Here is a 17,062-nt window from a genome sequence, read left to right on the forward strand (position 1 = left end):
TTTGGTACCCCTCCCCGAAGAGCGGCACCGAAGGGCCATATCCTTCATCTTTCACGCAGTTAGCACATCGATTAAGGTTTCCTACCTCCTTCTCAACCTTTCTTTGTGCGCGTGGCACACACAACATCCAGCCGTTGTGCTCGGACCACAACCGGCTCAAGTACCGCAGGGAGACCAACCCGGACCAGTCCACGTGGCAGGGCCGCCCCTCCCACCGCAACCGGGGAAGCAAGAACAAGGGGGAGGACTCGGGTGGGGGCAAGGACCCGGACGGGGACCCAGACCCAGCCCCCACACCCACCCCCACACCTGAGGAGCGGTAACCGCCCGCCAAGGCCCTACCGCCCCACGCCCCCACGCCCTGGGTCCCCGGCATTCTCCCGAGGGGTTCGCCGCACACCGTGACCGGCCGCGACACCCGACCCGCCAACGCTCCGGCGGAGTGGACCACCGGCCGTAGGCCGTGCTGTTCGGGGTTCGGCTTTCGCAGCAGAGATTGACCGGCCGTGACACCGCCAGGCGTCAACGCTCCGGCGCAGGGGCAGGCATCGGCCGCCAGGCCGAGGGGTTCGGTTTTTCGAGCGAAGCCCGAACCGACGCAGGCCTCAACCACCCGTCCCCCTTTCCCGATAGCCGCCAACCCGCCGTCGCAGCGGAGCGGGTCAAGGTGGAGCGCCAATGACGCGCGAAGCGCTCGATGGCGACGACCTTGAGGCGCGCAGCGGAGACGGCCACAATCGGGCGGCGGGAAAGGAGGACACCCCAACCCAAAGGAGGAACCCCCACCAGGGCAGGCAACCCCTAGCCACTAGAGCAGGCAACCCAAACTAACAAAAGGACCTCACGCCAAGCACTCTCAGAATTGTCCCTTTCTTCTGTTGGAAATTGTCTGGAGGTAAAATTAAAGCTTAAAAAAGGGGCGGGGTCATCCGAAGGGGTCACAGTGTCACTCGGAGTGCTTGTCCATGACGTACTTGTGAGTTTTCGAATCCAGATTGACATGGGCGGCCGCTTGGTGAATTCTTCTTCCTCTCGCCGACAACCCGGGCGGGACCCCTTTTATGAAGAAATACCGGAGCACCCTCATGTCCACTCTCACCCCAGCCGTTCGCAACACCTCCCTCGCGCTGCTAGCCGCGGGTACGGCGGCCAGCCTCTCAGCCTGCGGTTTGGTGGCCTCGGTCCTCAGCCCCGGTGGCGGCAATGTCATGGAACTGAGCGCGGGCGACTGTTTCGTCGAGAGTGAGATGGAGGCCGCGTTCTCTGGCGACGAGGTCACCAACGTCCCGCTCGTCGACTGTTCGGAACCCCACGACGCCGAGGTCTTCCACACCGAAGACCTCCCTGACGGTGACTTCCCCGGTGAGGCGTCCTTGGACAACTCCATCGACGAGATCTGCTACGGCAGCGCCTTCGCGAACTACGTCGGTGTGGACTTCATGGACTCGGAGCTCGAGGTCTGGCCCCTGGTGCCGACCGAAGAGGGCTGGGACATGGGGGACCAGGAGATCCTCTGCTACGCCCTTGACCCCACCGGGACCGTCAGCGAGAGCTTCGAGGGCTCCAACCGCTGACCCGTCACCAGCTCCCTCCGGCCCCGCCACCGTCGGCCTCCGGCCCAACCACCTCCGGCCCAACCACCTCCGGCCCTCCGGCCCTCCGGCCCATCGGCCACCTCATCAACCCGTCTATCACTCGCACCACTCGACCGGTTTCGCCCCTTTCGGAACTTCTTCGTGAACGGGGCGAAACCTTCTCGCACCTGGGTGCATCTGGATAGGTATCGCCGATCCTCACCTGCGTGTCGGCATAAGACCAACGATCCAGTGGAGCCGTCATGTTGTCCGAAGCGCGCCACCCTTTGCTAGGCCGTATAGCCATGGGGACCCTGGCCGCCGGTGCCGCCCTGTCCCTGTCGGCGTGTGGACTCCCCCTTCTGCCGCCCGCCCTGAGCGGCGACACCGACGCCCCTTCTCCCGTGGCCGAACCCGAACCGGAGCCGGAGCCCACCGAAACCGAGGAACCGGTCGAAACGGAGGAGCCCGAACCCGTCGAGACCGAGCCGGACGACCTCTCCGGTCCGGAGGACACGAACGTCAATCTCCTCACCGTCGGCGACTGCCTGCACGAGCTCGAGTTCGACGAGGACGACACGGTGGCCACCGTGCCCGTCGTGGACTGCTCGGAGCCCCATGAACTCGAGGTCTACGCGGACGGCGACCTCGATGCCGACGGTGACTACCCCGGCTTCGACGAGGTCGCGGACATGGTCGACGAAGAGTGTGTCGACATGTACGAGGGTTTCGTCGGTGTCCCGCTCGAAGAGTCGGTCCTGGCGATCACGACGCTCTTCCCGAGTGACGAGACCTGGGACGCGGGAGACCGTGATTTCCTCTGCATCGTCGGCGACCCGACCGGCCCGACCACCGGCTCGTTCGAGGACTCCAACATCTAACAGTCCACAAGCAACGGCCCGCGCCATCCGATGACGCGGGCCGTCGTCCTGTCCGGACCGGCCAGCCTGTCCGGGCGAGCCTGTCCGGACCGGCCAGCCTGTCCGGGCCGTCAGTCCCGCAAACCCGGCAGGGGCGAGGTCCGCTCCATCTCGTCGTACGGCATCCACCCGTCGCCGAGGGCTACGACCTCACCCGGCGGTTCCGGTGTGCCCTCGGGCCGGGGTACGCCCGGGCACTCGGTGTCCTCGGGCACCGTGCCGTCCAGCAGATAGGAGTGCACGAGGTCGTCCACGCACGGGTAGAGGAGGCCCTCCTCATCCCCCATGCCGTAGAAACCGTGCGCGCCGTCGTCGGTGACGGTGACCAGCGGCGCACCCAGGCGGTCGGCCATGACCGGCGCACCCTCATACGGGGTCTGGGGGTCGAACTCACCGGCGATGACCAGCGGCTCCGTGGACCCGCCGTGCTCCACCTCGACCGGGGGCTCGGTCGGCTGGTTGTCGGTGAAGGCGCAGGTCTGCGGTGTCGCCCACAGCGCTCCGACCCCGAACGGGTGCTCGTCCCGCTGCTCGCGCGTGTCAGCGTGGTACTCGCTGATCCGGTCGGGCCACTCCGCTTCACACACGACCGCGGAGAACAGGTCGAAGTTCATCTCGGTGAGCTCAAGGAGGTCGTCGGGGATCCCGGCTCCGCCGTCCAGTTCAGGGACCGGTTCACCGGTGACCAGCGCCTGCACGACCCAGCTGGTCTCATCCCAGTCTCCCTGGTCGCGGGCGCCCTCTCCGACCATCATGTCGAAGAGGGCTCCGTCGAACTCGGGAACGCCGGGCACGTCTTCGCGCGGCTCTTCGGTAAGCCGTGCCGACGTCTCGTCGAAGTTGGCGACGATCTCGTCAGGGGTGGTGCCGAGCCCGTACACCTCGTCGTGCTCGGCGAGCCATTCGGTGTAGCGCTCGACGTTGGCGGAGTGTCCGGGCGCCTGCATGAGGAAGACGTCCCGCCAGACCCGGTCCGGGTGGATGGGGGAGTCCAGCACACTGCGGTCGAGCCGCTCGGGGAACAGGCTTCCGTACACCGCGCCCAGGTAGGTGCCGTAGGAGTAGCCGAGGTAGTTGGTCTGCTCCTCGCCCTGCGTGGCGCGGATGACGTCCATGTCGCGGGCCGTGTTGGCGGTGGTCATGTGCGGCAGCCGGTCGCCCTCCGCCTCGTCGCAGGCGCGGGAGTAGTGGATGGTCTCCCGGGTGTTGGCGGCGATCTCGGCCTCGTCCGGCCGCGGTGAGATCAGCGGATATTCGACGTCACAGTCCAGGGCGCTGGAGGCGCCGCTCCCGCGCGGGTCCATCCCGATCAGGTCGTAGGCGGCGCCGAGGGGCGTCTGGCTGTACGCGTCGGCCATATAGCGGGAGGGGCCGCCGGGGCCGCCCGCGTTGAGGAGCAGGATGCCGCGGTGCGCCTCGGGGTCGGTTGCGGCGGCGCGGCTGATCCCGAGGGTGAGGCGTTCGCCTTCGGGGTCCGCGTAGTCGAGGGGGACCTCGACCTCGGCGCATTCGAGGTCTTCGAGCAGATCTTCCTCGCACTCGCCCCACACGACCTCCTGATCGTGGAAGGGGGCGAGCGCATTCTCGTCAACGGGGTCTGCGGCGGCCGGGAGCGCGGCCGTGAGGGAGAGTGCGAGCCCGGCGGCCGTGGCCACCGCTGCTGTTCGGACGGTAATGCGTGCTCGGAGCACGGGGGTCCCTCCGATGTCTTGTCCGCCACCCAGGAGTGGGGTCTTGGCCCCTAGGCCGGAAACGTGTCCGTTCGCGACGTAACAGTACGAAGCGGATAGATCGCCGCAACACCTACAAATGTCATGAGTGTCGACGTGTGGCCGGATGTGGACAAGAACCCCATGGATTTATGTGGTGGTTTGTTGCTCTGTGTTCTTTTCACGATGCCGATCGGGTCGCGCAAAAGACGCCGTTTGGTCACGGGGGTGGTGTGAGCCACAGGCGGGGCGTTACCGTGATGTTCTGTTAGGAAAGTTTCCTAATAGAAAAGTGGTGCCCGCACCACAGCCGTCCCCCCTTGCTCGAAGGAGCCCCGTGGCCACCGAAATCGCGGCCTCCCCACCCCCACCCGAAGCCGGTGGTACCGGGCCCGCCGCCCCCCGGAAGCCGATTGCCCTCCTGGGCCGGATCTGGCGCAACTACGTCTTCGTGAAGGTCCGCAAGGCCCTCGTCGTGGTCTTCGTGGTGGCCAACGTGACGTTCTTCCTCGGGCGCGCGATGCCGGGTGACCCCATCGACGTCATGGCGGGCCGCCTCACCCAGGGCGGCATGTCGATGAACGAGGCCCGCGCCATCGCGATGAACTCGCTGGCCTACGACGTCGACGCGCCCATCTACCAGCAGTGGTGGGAATTCATCGTCGGGCTCTTCACCTTCGACCTCGGCGGGACCATCAACCGGCCCGGCCAGAGCGTCACCGACGCGATCGGCGCCTACCTCCCCTGGACGCTCTTCAGCATCGGTGCCGGCACACTCGTCGCGATCGTCCTCGGCCTCACCCTAGGCATGGTCATGGCCTACCGGCGCAACAAGGCCGTCGACCACGTGCTCAGCATCGTCGCCTCCGTCCTCGGCGCCATCCCGAACTACCTCATCGCGATGGTCCTCGTGGTCGGCGGCGGCATGTACCTCGGCTGGTTCAACCCGATCGAACTGCGCGGCACCCTCAGCCCCGGCATCCAACCCGGGTTCACGTTCGACTTCTTCGCCAGCGCCTTCTACCACGCGGCCCTGCCGATCTTCACCTACGTGCTCGCCATCATCGGCACCTGGATGCTCGTCATGAAGGCCTCCACCACAGAGGTACTCGGCGAGGACTACGTGACCGTCGCCCGCGCACGCGGGTTGAAGGACAGCCGTATCGCCGGCGCCTACGTCGGCCGCAACGCCGTCCTGCCGCTGGTCGCCCAGATCGCGATCTCCTTCGGCACCCTCGTCGGCGGCGCGATCTTCGTCGAACAGGTCCTGGTCTACAAGGGCGTCGGCGGGCTGCTGCTGGACGCGGTCAACTACCGCGACTACCCGCTCCTCCAGGGGCTGCTCATCATCATCACCTCGTGCGTGGTGATCGCCAACCTCGTCGCGGACCTGCTGTACAGCAGGCTCGACCCGCGCATCCGGAAGTAGGGGGACTTACGCCATGGCCGTCACCGCAGCACCCGCGCCCGCCGCGGGCGTCTGGGGCACCATCTGGCAGGGGATCACCCGCAGCGCGAGCGGGTTCGTCGGACTCTGTCTGGTCCTCAGCGTCCTGCTCTTCGCCTTCGTGGGTCCTCTGCTCATCGACAACCACAACCCCACGGACGTCACCAAGATCTGGGGTCCGATGAGCTCCGAGCACTGGCTCGGGACCAACCACGAGGGCAAGGACACGTTCACGCAGCTCGTCCTGGGCGGGCGCGAACCCATCCTGGTGGGTTTCACGGCCGCCCTCATCACCGTCGCCATCGCCGTCGTCCTCGGCGCGGTCGCCGGTTACGTCAGGGGCCGCCTGGACCACCTGCTGCTCCAGCTGACCGACATCACGATGACCATCCCCTTCATCGTCCTGATGCTGGTCATCGCCTCCTTCTACCGGACGTCCTCCCCGCTGGTGGTCTCCTTCATCATCGGGCTGGTCACCTGGCCCTTCCTGATGCGCTCCATCCGAGCGCAGGTCCTCACGCTGAAGGAGCGCGAGTTCATCGAGGCCGCACGCCTCCAGGACCTCGGTACCGCGCGCATCCTCTTCGTCGAGGTGCTTCCCAACATGCTGGGCTACATCTTCATCAACTTCATCATCGCCATCACCAACGCGATCTACGCGGTCGTCGGCATGTACCTGCTCGGCCTCCTGCCCAGCACCGCCGACAACTGGGGGCTGATGATCCAGCAGGCCTGGGACAACAACGCCTTCCTCCTGCCCCAAGCGGCACCCTTCCTCATCGCCCCGATGGTGATGATCATGCTCTTCCAGATCGGGCTGGTCACCATGACCCGTTCTCTGGAGCAGGCCCTCAACCCACGACTCCGGGACAGGTGAGCCCCGTGAACGACCTCCCCACCGCCCCGGACACCGGCAACGGTGCCCTGCTGTCCGTCCGCGGCGTCGACGTCGGCTACCGCACCGGACGCAAGTCGCAGGTCACCGCAGTCCACGACGTCTCCTTCGACCTGTACCCCGGCCAGTCCATGGCCCTGGTCGGCGAGTCCGGCTGCGGCAAGACCACGCTCGGCCTCGGCCTGCTCCGGTTGCTCCCGCGTACCGGTGTGGTCTCCGGTGGCGAGATCCTCTTCCGCCGCAAGGACGGGACCCGCGTCGACGTGCGCACCCTGGAGAAGGAGAGGCTGCGCCGCTTCCGCTGGAACGAGGCGGCCATGGTCTTCCAGGGCGCGATGAACGCCTTCAACCCGGTCCTGAAGGTCGAGGACCACTTCCTCGACACCTTCCGCGCGCACGAACGCGTCGGCCGCCGTCGCCCCCGCAAGGAGATCCTCGAACGCTCCGCCGAGCTGCTGGAGATGGTCCGGCTCGACCCGGGCAGGGTGCTCAACAGCTTTCCGCACGAGCTGTCCGGCGGTATGCGCCAGCGCAGCCTCATCGCGCTGGCGCTGGCCCTCGAACCGCAGCTGCTCATCCTCGACGAGCCCACCACGGCCCTGGACATCCTCACCCAGCGGTCCATCGTGGAACGGCTCGCCGAGCTGCGGGACGAGCTGAGGTTCTCGATGGTGTTCATCACCCACGACCTCGGCCTGGCCGCCGAGCTCGCCGACCGTGTCGGGACCATGTACGCCGGGCGGCTCATCGAGACCGGAACGACCCGGGACATCTTCTACCGGTCCCGGCACCCCTACACCTCGGCGCTGATCAACTCGGTGCCCCCGGTCGTGGGCGACCTCCACGTGCCCGAGTCCCTCCCCGGCGGCCCGCCCAGCCTCCACGCGTTGCCGTCGGGCTGCTCCTTCGCGCCCCGTTGCGCCCACGCCGTCGACGCCTGCACCGCCACGCGTCCCGTCCTGGACGTGCTCAAGCCCCGCGACCTGGGTCTGAGCCACGCCGCGGCCTGCCTGCGCTCCACCGATGCCGAACTCCACGCCGAGGGGGTCTCCCGTGATTGACCGGACCGCCAAGCCCGCCGAACCCCTTCCCGTCTCCGAGGCCGAGGCCCTCGGTGCCGAGCGGCGCCGCCCCGAAACCCCGGTGCTGACCCTGCGCGGCGCCGAGCAGGTCTTCAGTACGGCCCGGGGCGACGTCCCCGCGGTCGCCGGGGTCGACCTGGAGGTGCACCCCGGCCAGGTGCTGTGCCTGGTGGGGGAGTCAGGGTGCGGCAAGACGACCACTGCCCGGATGGCCGCGGCGCTGGCCAGTCCCACCGCCGGCTCGGTGCTGTTCCGCGGCAAGGACGTCGCGGAGATGGACCGCAAGGCGCGGGCGGCCTTCCGGCGCTCGGTCCAGTACATCCACCAGGACCCCTATGCCTCCCTCAACCCGGTGCGCACCGTCTACTCCACGGTCTCGGCGGGGCTGCGCCGCCACAAGATGGTCAAGGACCGCCACGACGCCCGCCGTGCGACCGTCGAGCTGTTGGAGCGCGTCGACCTGACCCCGGCCGAGGACTACCTGGACAAGTACCCCCACCAGATGTCCGGAGGCCAGCGCCAGCGCGTCGCCGTGGCCCGTGCTCTGGCGATGGAACCCGAGGTGATCATCGCCGACGAGTCCACGTCGATGCTGGACGTGTCTATCCGGGTCAGCATGCTCAACACCCTTGGAAAGCTCCGTGACGACCTGGGTGTGAGCTTCCTGTTCATCACCCACGACCTCGCCGTAGCCAAGTACTTCGCCTGGCGGGGCGAGATCGCGGTGATGTACCTCGGGAAGGTCGTGGAACACGGGCCCACGCCGCAGGTGGTCAACGACCCCCGGCACCCGTACACCCAGGCGCTCATCTCCGCCGTCTGCGAGCCCGACCCCGACCTCGCCAAGAGCAAGGAGCGGGTGCGGCTGCGCAGCTCCGACATCCCCGACCTCACGGACCTGCCCCCTGGCTGCGACTTCCACCCACGCTGCCCGATCTTCGCGAGCGGCAGTTGCGATACCGAACGACCGCCGCTGGTGCGCAGCCACGACCGGCTGCTCGCCTGCCACGTCGTCACCAAGGGGTGAGGCGGGTTGCTGCTCCTCATCGGACGCTTCGGCCTGTTCGTCGGAGCATTCCTCACCCTCACCTGCACCCTCATGGCCGTGTTCACATCCCCCGGCACAGCCGAGTTCGTCATCAGTGTCGCCACCGTCGGTATCGGCCTGGTCGTGCTCATTCTCGGTCTGCTCGCCGTCCTCTTGGAAAGGAAGCGTCAAGAATGACCTCCACACCCCCGCGCAACGCCGTCCTCCAGGACCTGAGTAGGCGGCGCCTCCTCAAGGCCGTCGGTTTCAGCTCCGTCGGTGTGGCGGGCGCCGGCCTGCTGTCCGCCTGCTCCGGTGACGACGGGGGCGGCGACGGATCCACCCAGTTCACCGGGGTCTTCGACTACGACCTGGACTCCCAGACCCGCAACGTGCACGTCGAGGACGGCGCGCTGCTCCTCAACTCCGTCTACAAGGACCTGTTCCTGTGCACGGGCGCCGTCTACAACTGGGCCGACCACGAGTGGGAGTACCTCCTGCTGGAGGGGCACGAGTGGGACGGTGACGACCTCATCGTCTCCCTGCGCTCGGGACTGAAGTGGAGCGACGGCGAGGACCTGAACGCCGACGACATGATCCGCAGCTACGCCATGCGCGTCCTGGAGGCTCCGCCGTGGGGTACCGGATTCCCGCAGGTCGAGGAGCTGGAGAAGCTGGACGACACGACGGTCCGGCTGGGCTTCGAGGACGCGTTCCCCAACATCGAGCGCAGCATCCTCAAGCACCGCATCGTCTCTAAGGCCACCTACGAGAACTTCGGTGAGCGCGCGCTGGAGATGGTCAACGACGGCGTCCGCCAGGGCGACGACGAGCACACCGACTGGAACGCCGAGTTCGTCGAGTTCGACCCGGACGAGATCATCTGCAGCGGTCCGTACATGTTCGACGAGGCGCAGATGTCGGACGCGCGCATCACGCTGGTACGCAACGAGGAGGGCTACCAGGGGACCGAGGTCAACTTCGACGAGGTCGTCATCCACAAGGGTGACAACCGGCAGTCGGCCCTCCTGGTGCAGCAGGGCGAGGTCGACTACTCCACGCTCGCCCCCTCCGCCGCCGACCAGGAGGCCTTCCAGGGCGTGGAGGGCTTCCGGTGGGTCGAGCACGCCGGGTACGACGGTGTCGGCCTCATGTTCAACCACCAGGCCAAGCCCGAGGTCCAGGACGTGCGCGTGCGCAAGGCGCTCGCCTACATCCTCGACGGGGACCAGATCGGCCAGGTGGCCCGCGGCGAGGCCTACTCCCGGGTGGAGCACTACGCGGGTCTGGCGGACATCCAGGCGGAGGAGATCCTGACCGCTGACGAGCTCGCGGACTTCGAGAACTACGACCAGGACCAGGAGAAGGCCGCGGAGTTGCTGGAGGAGGCCGGCTGGACCCTGGAGGACGGCCAGTGGTACCTCCCGGACGGCGAGGAGGCCAGCTTCGAGATCATCGGTGTCGCCGGTTGGGGCGACTTCGAGCTGACCGCCACCCAGGTGGAGGAGGCTTGGAACGACTTCGGGATCAGGACCGAGGCGCGCAACATCCCCGAGGACAACCCGTGGGGGATCTGGGGCGCCGGTGACTTCGAGGTCGCGGTCCGCCACTGGGGCAACCCGGAGCAGCCCGACTACTGGGGCGCCTTCGAGATGAACTTCCTGACGGAGAACGCGGGCACCGAGGACGACCCGGGCCAGGGCTTCGACCTCCAGGTGGAGAGCCCTTCCCAGGGCGATGTGGACCTCGAGGAGCTGGTGGACACCGCCAGGCGCGCCGAGACGGAGGAGGAGCAGCACGAGGCCCTGCGGACGATGTCGATCGTCTTCAACGAGCTGCTGCCGCGCATCCCCATCTGGACCTACGAGTACCTCTCCCCGGCGGTCGAGGGGGTCCGCGTGGAGTCGTTCCCCGATGACTCCCCGCACTCGCAGAACGAGCAGTACCAGGACAACCACGTCATCCTGTCGCTGATCCAGGGTGAGCTGTCCCCGGTCGACGAGTGACGCGGTCGGAGGTTGACGCGGCCGAGGAGTAACGCGGCCGACGGGAACAGATCGGCGACAAGTGGAGTGCAGGGGCGGTGCCTTCGGGCCCCGCCCCTGCCGTCTCGTGCACCACATTTTCGGCCTGTAGTGATGTATTTCTCTATAGCCCGTTTGTGCTCAGCGGGGAGACACCTTGCCCGCATCTCCAGGGCTGTGCTTCCTGCGGGGCCTGCCTGTGCCGGATCGCCGGGTAGCGGGGTGCGGCCGCCGATGCGGCGGCACCTGCCCCGAATCCGACAAAACGCCACAAACCTCTCGATCCAGGGTACGAGTTTGATCCGAATCTGTCAGTGTTATCGCACGTCAACCAGGGTCCCCACTGATGTGGATTCGGTGCTTCTTCGATTCTTCTGTCAAGCTGGGCGTCCTTTGTTAGTCTGACGAACCGAACGACGGTTCTCGGCGGAAGAACAGGAATTGTGTGGAGCACGGACAGTTGTCCGCCGGATGGGGTGCTCGTCACCGATCACGGTGACAGTCCCGATCGCACCTTTCCGCAGGTCCGAAAACCGTCGAGGCGTTCCCCCGGCTTTAGGGACGCCTGGCTGCCCCGGGGGTCGAAACGATCCCCGAAGCGGCTTCCTCCCTGGTCAGGGTGGTGGTGCGGGGCCACCGCCGATCCGCCCACCGGATTCGAGGAGACGAGATTGTGGCACAGGCGCAGTCACCGCAGGATCGCGGTAACCACTCCCTGGCCAAGATGATGTCGACGGAGGATGGGCATGGAGCCAGGCGTGAAGGAAGGTTCCGCCGGGCCATCTCCCGGATGGTCAAGTCCCAGGACCCCCCGTCACCGGAGACCGAGCAAGGAAATCCCGTGCATAAGCCCGTGCATCCGCACTCGCAGACCCCCGGCCGGACGTCGGACGGCGAGGACACACCCGCGACGGAGCCCCCCACCGGACCCTTCTCCGCGTCCGCCGAGAACGGTTACCGCCCCGCCTCCCGGGTAAGCGTCCCCAATCCCTACACGACCAGGGGTCTGGATGTCGACGATGTCGACACCGGGGCCAACCCGGTCGGCCAATGGCGCGGCGTCGGTCTCGACGAGCCCGAACCGCGCAGCCCGCATACCCCCGCCACGACGGACACCATGACCGACACCCCCTCCTCGCCAGAACCCGCAGCGCGGCCCGAGGCCCCCCTGTCCCCACCGGCGCAGTCCGCCCCGACGGCCGACCAAGGGCCCTCTGCGGGCCAGCACGCCTTCGGCGAGCCCCGTTGGCCCGCACCCGAGCCCGCCGCCCCGCCCGAAGCCGCACTGCCCGAACCCCCGCAACCCGAGCCCCCGCAACCCGAGCCCCCGCAACCCGAGCCGGCGCCGCATCAGCAGTGGACGCCTCCCGCCCACGCGCAGCAGGGCTACCAGGAGCAGCAGGGCCACTACCAGGGGCCACCCGGATACGGTGCTCAGCCCGGGCCGCAGGGTCCGCCCGCCCCACAGGCCCCCCACGGCCAGCAGGGATACCCCGGTTACCAGGGGCCTTCCGCTGGATCCCCGCCGCCCCGCGGATACCAGCAGCACGGGGGGTACCCGCAGCCGGAGCCGCACCACCCCGCACCCCACCAGGCGCCGCCACAGCATCCGGGGCAGTACCCGCCCCAGCAGTACCCGCCCCAGCAGTACGCACCGCAGCAGTACGCACCGCAGCCGTACCCGCAGCCCCAACAGCAGCCGCCCCAGCCGCAGCCGTACGCGCCGCCTCCCGCGCCGCACTACCCGGCGCCGTACCCGCAGGCCCAGCCGCTGGTGGCCTACCAGAACGCCTACCCGGCCCCTTACCAGCCGCCCGGTTACGTCCTGCCGGGGCAGCCTGTGGTCTACCCGCACCAGCTCAACCCCTATGGGCAGCCGGTCCAGCACGTCATCGTGCTCGCGCCGGGGCAGCAGCCGCAGGTCGTCACGGCGGAGTCGGCCGCCACGCTCTTCGCTGAACGCACCGAGCCCGCCACCACCGAAGAGGTACGGCAGAACAGGGCGCTCACCCGCTCCGAGCCCGCGACCGAGGAGCCCGGGGCCGAGGAGGAGGCCGAGTCCCCAACCGTCACCGAGGGCCCCGCCAAGGACGCGCGGATCCCGGAAGCCGACGAGGCCGCCCGCACAGAGAGCACGGCCCAGGAGGCTCAGAAGGAGGGTTCCGCCGCCGTCGGCACCGCCGACAGCACCCGAGCCGAACCGACCTCCACCGCCTCCCACGGCCCTCAGAGCGACATCCTCAACGAGGCGCTCGCCGGTTTGGCCATGCGCGACCTCTCGCTGGTCGACGCCCTGCTGGAGATGGTCGAGGAACTGGAGACCGGTGCCCAGGACCCCGACATCCTGGACAAGCTCTTCCAGATCGACAACTTCGCGACCCGTATGCGGCGCAACGGGGAGAACTTCCTGGTGTTGACCGGGCATGACGGCGGCGAGTCCGACGCACACGACGAGATCGTCCCCTTGCTCGACGTCGCCCGAGCCGCGACCTCGGAGATCAAGGACTACCCCAGGGTCACCCTGGGCAAGCTTCCGCAGACGTCCATCACCGGTCTGGCCGCGGACGACATCAGCCACCTCCTGGCCGAACTTCTGGACAACGCCACGGCGAACTCGCCCGAGCACTCGCAGGTGGTGATCAGCGCGCAGGAGCTGGACGACGGCCGCCTGATGATCGTCGTCGAGGACGAGGGCGTGGGCATCCCCGACGCCCAGCTCACCGAGCTCAACGGCCGCCTGGGCGGCGAGCCGGTCCTGGACGACGAAGTGCCCCGGCACATGGGCCTGTACGTGGCCAGCCGGATCGCGCGCAAGCACGGCCTGGAGACCCGCTTGGAGTCCCGGTCCTTCCGCGGGGTCAGCGCCTACACCATCGTCCCCAAGGGGCTCTTGCGGGTGGCGACTCCCAAGCAGCCCGGGCACTCCCGAACCTCCACGACACCCAGTGCGAGCGCTCCCGTGGCACCGACCGGACCGATCCCGCCGCAGTCCGCCAACGGCAAGGGGGCCGAGGGGGCCGACGGGCCCGGCGGCCCCAAGCCCTCCCCGGGCGGTACCTCCGCGGTCACCTCCGCGGGCCTGCCGCGGCGCAGCGCCACCCCGCACGGTTCGCCGCTGCGGATGATGCCGCACCCGGGGGCGCTCTCGGACAACCCGCCGCCACCGCCGAAGGGCCGGGAGGACACCCCGCCCAAGCTCACCGGTGAGGCACGCGCGGAGCAGATCCGAGACGAGATCGGCGACTTCCTCGACGGGGAGCGCGCCGCGCTCGAAGGCGAGGACATCGAGGGTGACAAGGAATGACGTCCAAGGCCAGGGAAGACGAACCAGGGTCCCGCTCCGAGGGGCAGGCCTCCGGGCCCCGCACCACGGAGCGGGACCGTACACCCCAACCCCCCCAGCGAACACGACACTCGGCCGAGGCAGGTAGAGCACAACCATGACTGAATCCACGAACGACAGTGTTGAGAACTTCTCGTGGCTCATCGACCGGTTCGTCCGGGACGTGCGCGGTGTCGAGCACGCCGTGGTGGTCTCCTCCGACGGCCTGGTCCTCACGCACTCCAGCGACTTCCCGGAGGAGCACGCCGAGCAGCTCGCGGCGATCGCCAGCGGCCTCCACAGCCTGGCGGTCGGCGGTGCCGGCCTCTTCCAGAGGGGTGAGTGCGAGCAGCTGCTCGTCCGCTTCAACCACGGCCACCTCTTCATCATGGCCATCAGTGACGGTTCCTGCATGGCGGTGCTCACCGCACCCGGCACGGAGCTGAAGATCGTCGGGTTCCAGATGGCCAAGCTCGTGGACAACGTCGCCCACGTGCTCACGCCGCAGCTGCGTTCGCAGCTGCGCGAGGTCATCCAGAACTGACGACGGTGATCCGTACGGTTCGGCAGGAATGAGGTTGCCGCGGCTATGAGCTTCCGCAGGCGAAGGAGTAACCGTGTTCGCCCGTTCACCTTCACAGGTGGGCGGACGCGGTCACGGCATCCGCTGATGGTGCAGACCCTGGTCTCGACATCCGAGCCCGGGCAGGACCCTCCTGGCACCCTCATGCCGGAGTCGATCAGCATTTACAAACTGTGCCGGGAGACACGGTCTCTCGCCGAGGTGTCGGCCGAGCTGAACATCCCCCTGGGCGTCACCCAGGTTCTGGTCAGTGACCTGGCCGAGCAGGACCTGGTGTACATCCACCCGACCATCACCGGCAGCAGTCCGTCCGAAAACCAGGTTCTGGAGAGGGCTCTTCGTGGTCTCGAACGACTTTTCCAGTGACAGCAGGTCGAATCGCAAGAAGATGTCGAGCAAGATCGTCATCGCCGGTGGCTTCGGCGCCGGCAAGACGACCTTGGTGCGCTCGGTGTCGGAGATTCCGCCGGTCACGACTGAAGCGATCATGACCGAGGCCAGTGTCGGGCACGACGACACCTCGGTCACCCCCGACAAGACGACGACCACCGTCGCGATGGACTTCGGCCGCATCACCATCGACGACGAACTGGTCATGTACATGTTCGGGACGCCGGGCCAGGCCCGGTTCTGGTTCATGTGGGACGATCTCGTCCGCGGTGCCGTCGGTGCCGTCGTCGTGGTCGACTGCCGAAGGCTCGCGGACTCCTTCGACGCCGTCGACTACTTCGAGACGAACAAGCGCATCCCCTACATCGTGGCGCTGAACAAGTTCGAGGGCCGCCTCGACTACACCTCCGAGCAGGTCCGTGAAGCCCTGGAGGTCAGCCCGGAGGTACCGATCATCGATTTCGACGCCAGGCACCGGATGTCCGGCGGCGACGTGCTCAAGACGCTGTTGCGGTACGCGTTGGAGCACAACCGAGCCAGCGAGCCCGTCGCCTGACGGGCGGGGAGCCGCTGGATGTCCAGTCCTCCCCACGGCCCCGTAGATTCCCCAGGAAAGTTAGCGACACAATGCGCAAGATCCTTATCGTCGGCGCGGGCCACGCCGGGCTGCACTTGGCCCACGGGCTCCTGACCCATGGCTACGACGTCACGGTGATCACGGGGCAGTCCTCGCTCGAGATCCGGTCAGGACGTCCTTCGGTCAGCCAGTACACCTTTCCCACCGCACTCGAGCACGAACGGGCTCAGAACCTGGACCTGTGGAGTGCCCTGTCTCCGCAGATCCGGGAACAGATCCTGCACCTGCGCCCCAAGTCCGGCGAGCCGATGATGGTCAAGGGACGGACCGGCGACAAGAACGACTACGTGGTCTCCGTCGACCGCAGGGTGAAGATGGCCGACTGGCTGGAGTTCTTCGAGGACCGGGGCGGCAAGGTCGTCATCCACGGTGTCACGGTGACCGACCTGGACTACTTCTCCCGGATGTTCGACCTGATCATCGTCGCGGTCGGCACGGGTGAACTCGGCCAGTTGTTCGACTACGACACCAGTCGTTTCAGCGGTGCCCGAAAGCGCGCGATCTCCCAGGTCTACGTGGACGACGTGTGGCCGCCCGAGAACGAGGACGAGAACGTGGGCTGGGGGTCGACCACGGCCGCAGCGGGCACCATCGCGCTCTTCCCGGTCCTCTCGAAGGAGGGTCCCTGCCACAGCCTGTTGCTGGTGGACAAGCACGGCGGCCCCATGGACGCCTGGCCGGACCGCCCCGGGCCGGAGGAGCAACTCCGGCGGATGAAGGATCTGCTCCGCCAGTACGACCCCTTGACCTATGAGCGCATGCGTGACGCCGAGTTGATCGATGGCAACAGCACGTTGATCGAGGAGCTGACGCCCCAGGTGCGCAATCCGGTGGGGGTCCTTCCGTCGGGTGGACGTGTGCTGGGGATGGCCGACGTAGTGGTCACGATGGACCCCTATGTGCTCCAGAGCTGGAACAACTCCACGCGGTGCGCCCTCGCCTACCTGGACGCGATCATGGAGCGGGGAGACCAGCCCTTCGACGAGGAGTTCCTGGTCAACACCTTCGACCGGTTCTGGGAATTCGGACTGCACAATCAGCACTGGGCGGAGATGTGCTCCTCGCTGTGGGACTTCGGTGATCTTCCGCCCTACTTCTACGACCTCATCAGGCACTCTGAGAAGTATCCGGAGGTCGGTGACCGGTGGATCCGGGGATGGGACTACCCGCCGGACTACCAGCGGTGGCTGTTGGACCCGGAACTGGCCGCCGAGTACCTGGCAGAGGTCCGCGCCCGCCACGGAGACTGAACCACTTCCCCTTAGCACATCGGGCCCTCAGCGCAACTGCTGAGGGCCCGATTTCTTTTCTGTCCTGTTCCGGGCTGGTTACGTCTGCGCCCTGAAACGCCACGAGCAATGTCCGAAAACAGGTCTTTTGTTGTCATGTGTCGTGAGCGGCGGATACGATCCAGGCGTTTGTTGACCAAAACTTTCTTGGCGGCGGGTGATA

15 protein-coding genes are annotated in these 17,062 nt (G+C 67.4%); 14 read left to right on the forward strand and 1 reads right to left on the reverse strand.

Features of this window, described 5'->3' with window-relative positions; genetic code table 11:
* Positions 1-134 precede the first annotated feature (134 nt).
* The 3 genes from ACYVDG_RS12710 to ACYVDG_RS12720 all read left to right on the forward strand — a co-directional run bounded on the left by ACYVDG_RS12710 (position 135) and on the right by ACYVDG_RS12720 (position 2,455).
* Positions 135-323 carry a hypothetical protein gene (locus ACYVDG_RS12710; protein ID WP_460750283.1) on the forward strand — a complete coding sequence of 63 codons (189 nt, stop codon included), beginning with the start codon at positions 135-137 and terminating at the stop codon, positions 321-323.
* 762 nt (positions 324-1,085) lie between these two features.
* Positions 1,086-1,574, forward strand: coding sequence for a septum formation family protein (locus ACYVDG_RS12715; RefSeq protein ID WP_460750289.1), 489 nt, complete (start codon positions 1,086-1,088; stop codon positions 1,572-1,574).
* 263 nt (positions 1,575-1,837) lie between these two features.
* Positions 1,838-2,455 (forward strand): septum formation family protein, encoded by a 618-nt coding sequence (locus tag ACYVDG_RS12720; RefSeq protein ID WP_460750293.1) that lies wholly within the window; start codon positions 1,838-1,840, stop codon positions 2,453-2,455.
* A 110-nt stretch (positions 2,456-2,565) separates the two neighbouring features.
* On the opposite strand, the gene ACYVDG_RS12725 is transcribed toward ACYVDG_RS12720, so the two are convergent.
* Positions 2,566-4,149 (reverse strand): alpha/beta hydrolase, encoded by a 1,584-nt coding sequence (locus ACYVDG_RS12725; protein WP_460750296.1) that lies wholly within the window; start codon positions 4,147-4,149, stop codon positions 2,566-2,568.
* 391 nt (positions 4,150-4,540) lie between these two features.
* On the opposite strand from ACYVDG_RS12725, the gene ACYVDG_RS12730 reads away from it, so the two are divergent.
* The 11 genes from ACYVDG_RS12730 to ACYVDG_RS12780 all read left to right on the forward strand — a co-directional run bounded on the left by ACYVDG_RS12730 (position 4,541) and on the right by ACYVDG_RS12780 (position 16,860).
* A complete protein-coding gene (locus tag ACYVDG_RS12730) occupies positions 4,541-5,632 on the forward strand; it encodes an ABC transporter permease (protein WP_460750299.1) in 1,092 nt (363 codons plus the stop codon).
* 13 nt (positions 5,633-5,645) lie between these two features.
* A complete protein-coding gene (locus ACYVDG_RS12735) occupies positions 5,646-6,527 on the forward strand; it encodes an ABC transporter permease (RefSeq protein WP_460750302.1) in 882 nt (293 codons plus the stop codon).
* A gap of 5 nt (positions 6,528-6,532) precedes the next feature.
* Positions 6,533-7,606, forward strand: a complete 1,074-nt coding sequence (locus ACYVDG_RS12740) for an ABC transporter ATP-binding protein (protein WP_460750306.1) — start codon at positions 6,533-6,535, stop codon at positions 7,604-7,606.
* Positions 7,599-8,654: an ABC transporter ATP-binding protein gene (locus ACYVDG_RS12745; protein WP_460750310.1), complete on the forward strand. Its 1,056-nt coding sequence runs from the start codon at positions 7,599-7,601 to the stop codon at positions 8,652-8,654. Before ACYVDG_RS12740 ends, ACYVDG_RS12745 begins: the two co-directional genes overlap by 8 nt.
* Positions 8,655-8,660: 6 nt before the next feature.
* Complete coding sequence (locus ACYVDG_RS12750) at positions 8,661-8,852, forward strand: hypothetical protein (protein ID WP_460750313.1); 192 nt, start codon at positions 8,661-8,663, stop codon at positions 8,850-8,852.
* On the forward strand, positions 8,849-10,660 hold the full coding sequence (locus ACYVDG_RS12755) for an ABC transporter substrate-binding protein (RefSeq protein ID WP_460750317.1): 1,812 nt from the start codon (positions 8,849-8,851) through the stop codon (positions 10,658-10,660). The genes ACYVDG_RS12750 and ACYVDG_RS12755 overlap by 4 nt, the downstream gene beginning before the upstream one ends.
* A gap of 859 nt (positions 10,661-11,519) precedes the next feature.
* Positions 11,520-13,982, forward strand: a complete 2,463-nt coding sequence (locus tag ACYVDG_RS12760) for a sensor histidine kinase (RefSeq protein ID WP_460750320.1) — start codon at positions 11,520-11,522, stop codon at positions 13,980-13,982.
* A gap of 136 nt (positions 13,983-14,118) precedes the next feature.
* Positions 14,119-14,544 (forward strand): roadblock/LC7 domain-containing protein, encoded by a 426-nt coding sequence (locus ACYVDG_RS12765; RefSeq protein ID WP_191274938.1) that lies wholly within the window; start codon positions 14,119-14,121, stop codon positions 14,542-14,544.
* A gap of 45 nt (positions 14,545-14,589) precedes the next feature.
* Entirely contained in the window at positions 14,590-14,949 is a 360-nt protein-coding gene (locus tag ACYVDG_RS12770) for a DUF742 domain-containing protein (protein ID WP_211716369.1), read from the forward strand.
* 22 nt (positions 14,950-14,971) lie between these two features.
* The gene (locus ACYVDG_RS12775; protein WP_460750324.1) at positions 14,972-15,529 is read left to right on the forward strand and encodes a GTP-binding protein; all 558 of its coding nucleotides are present in this window, start codon (positions 14,972-14,974) and stop codon (positions 15,527-15,529) included.
* Positions 15,530-15,600: 71 nt separating this feature from the next.
* Positions 15,601-16,860 (forward strand): styrene monooxygenase/indole monooxygenase family protein, encoded by a 1,260-nt coding sequence (locus ACYVDG_RS12780; RefSeq protein WP_460750328.1) that lies wholly within the window; start codon positions 15,601-15,603, stop codon positions 16,858-16,860.
* Positions 16,861-17,062: the final 202 nt, after the last annotated feature.

It is taken from the genome of Nocardiopsis oceani (genome assembly GCF_054777395.1).

Excerpts from the sequence above, each read along its gene's own strand:
- ACYVDG_RS12715 (WP_460750289.1), top strand. The coding sequence starts at position 1,086 with ATGTCCACTCTCACCCCAGCCGTTCGCAACACCTCCCTCGCGCTGCTA.
- ACYVDG_RS12720 (WP_460750293.1), top strand. The coding sequence starts at position 1,838 with ATGTTGTCCGAAGCGCGCCACCCTTTGCTAGGCCGTATAGCCATGGGG.
- ACYVDG_RS12735 (WP_460750302.1), top strand. The coding sequence starts at position 5,646 with ATGGCCGTCACCGCAGCACCCGCGCCCGCCGCGGGCGTCTGGGGCACC.
- ACYVDG_RS12755 (WP_460750317.1), top strand. The coding sequence starts at position 8,849 with ATGACCTCCACACCCCCGCGCAACGCCGTCCTCCAGGACCTGAGTAGG.
- ACYVDG_RS12765 (WP_191274938.1), top strand. The coding sequence starts at position 14,119 with ATGACTGAATCCACGAACGACAGTGTTGAGAACTTCTCGTGGCTCATC.
- ACYVDG_RS12770 (WP_211716369.1), top strand. The coding sequence starts at position 14,590 with ATGAGCTTCCGCAGGCGAAGGAGTAACCGTGTTCGCCCGTTCACCTTC.
- ACYVDG_RS12775 (WP_460750324.1), top strand. The coding sequence starts at position 14,972 with ATGTCGAGCAAGATCGTCATCGCCGGTGGCTTCGGCGCCGGCAAGACG.
- ACYVDG_RS12780 (WP_460750328.1), top strand. The coding sequence starts at position 15,601 with ATGCGCAAGATCCTTATCGTCGGCGCGGGCCACGCCGGGCTGCACTTG.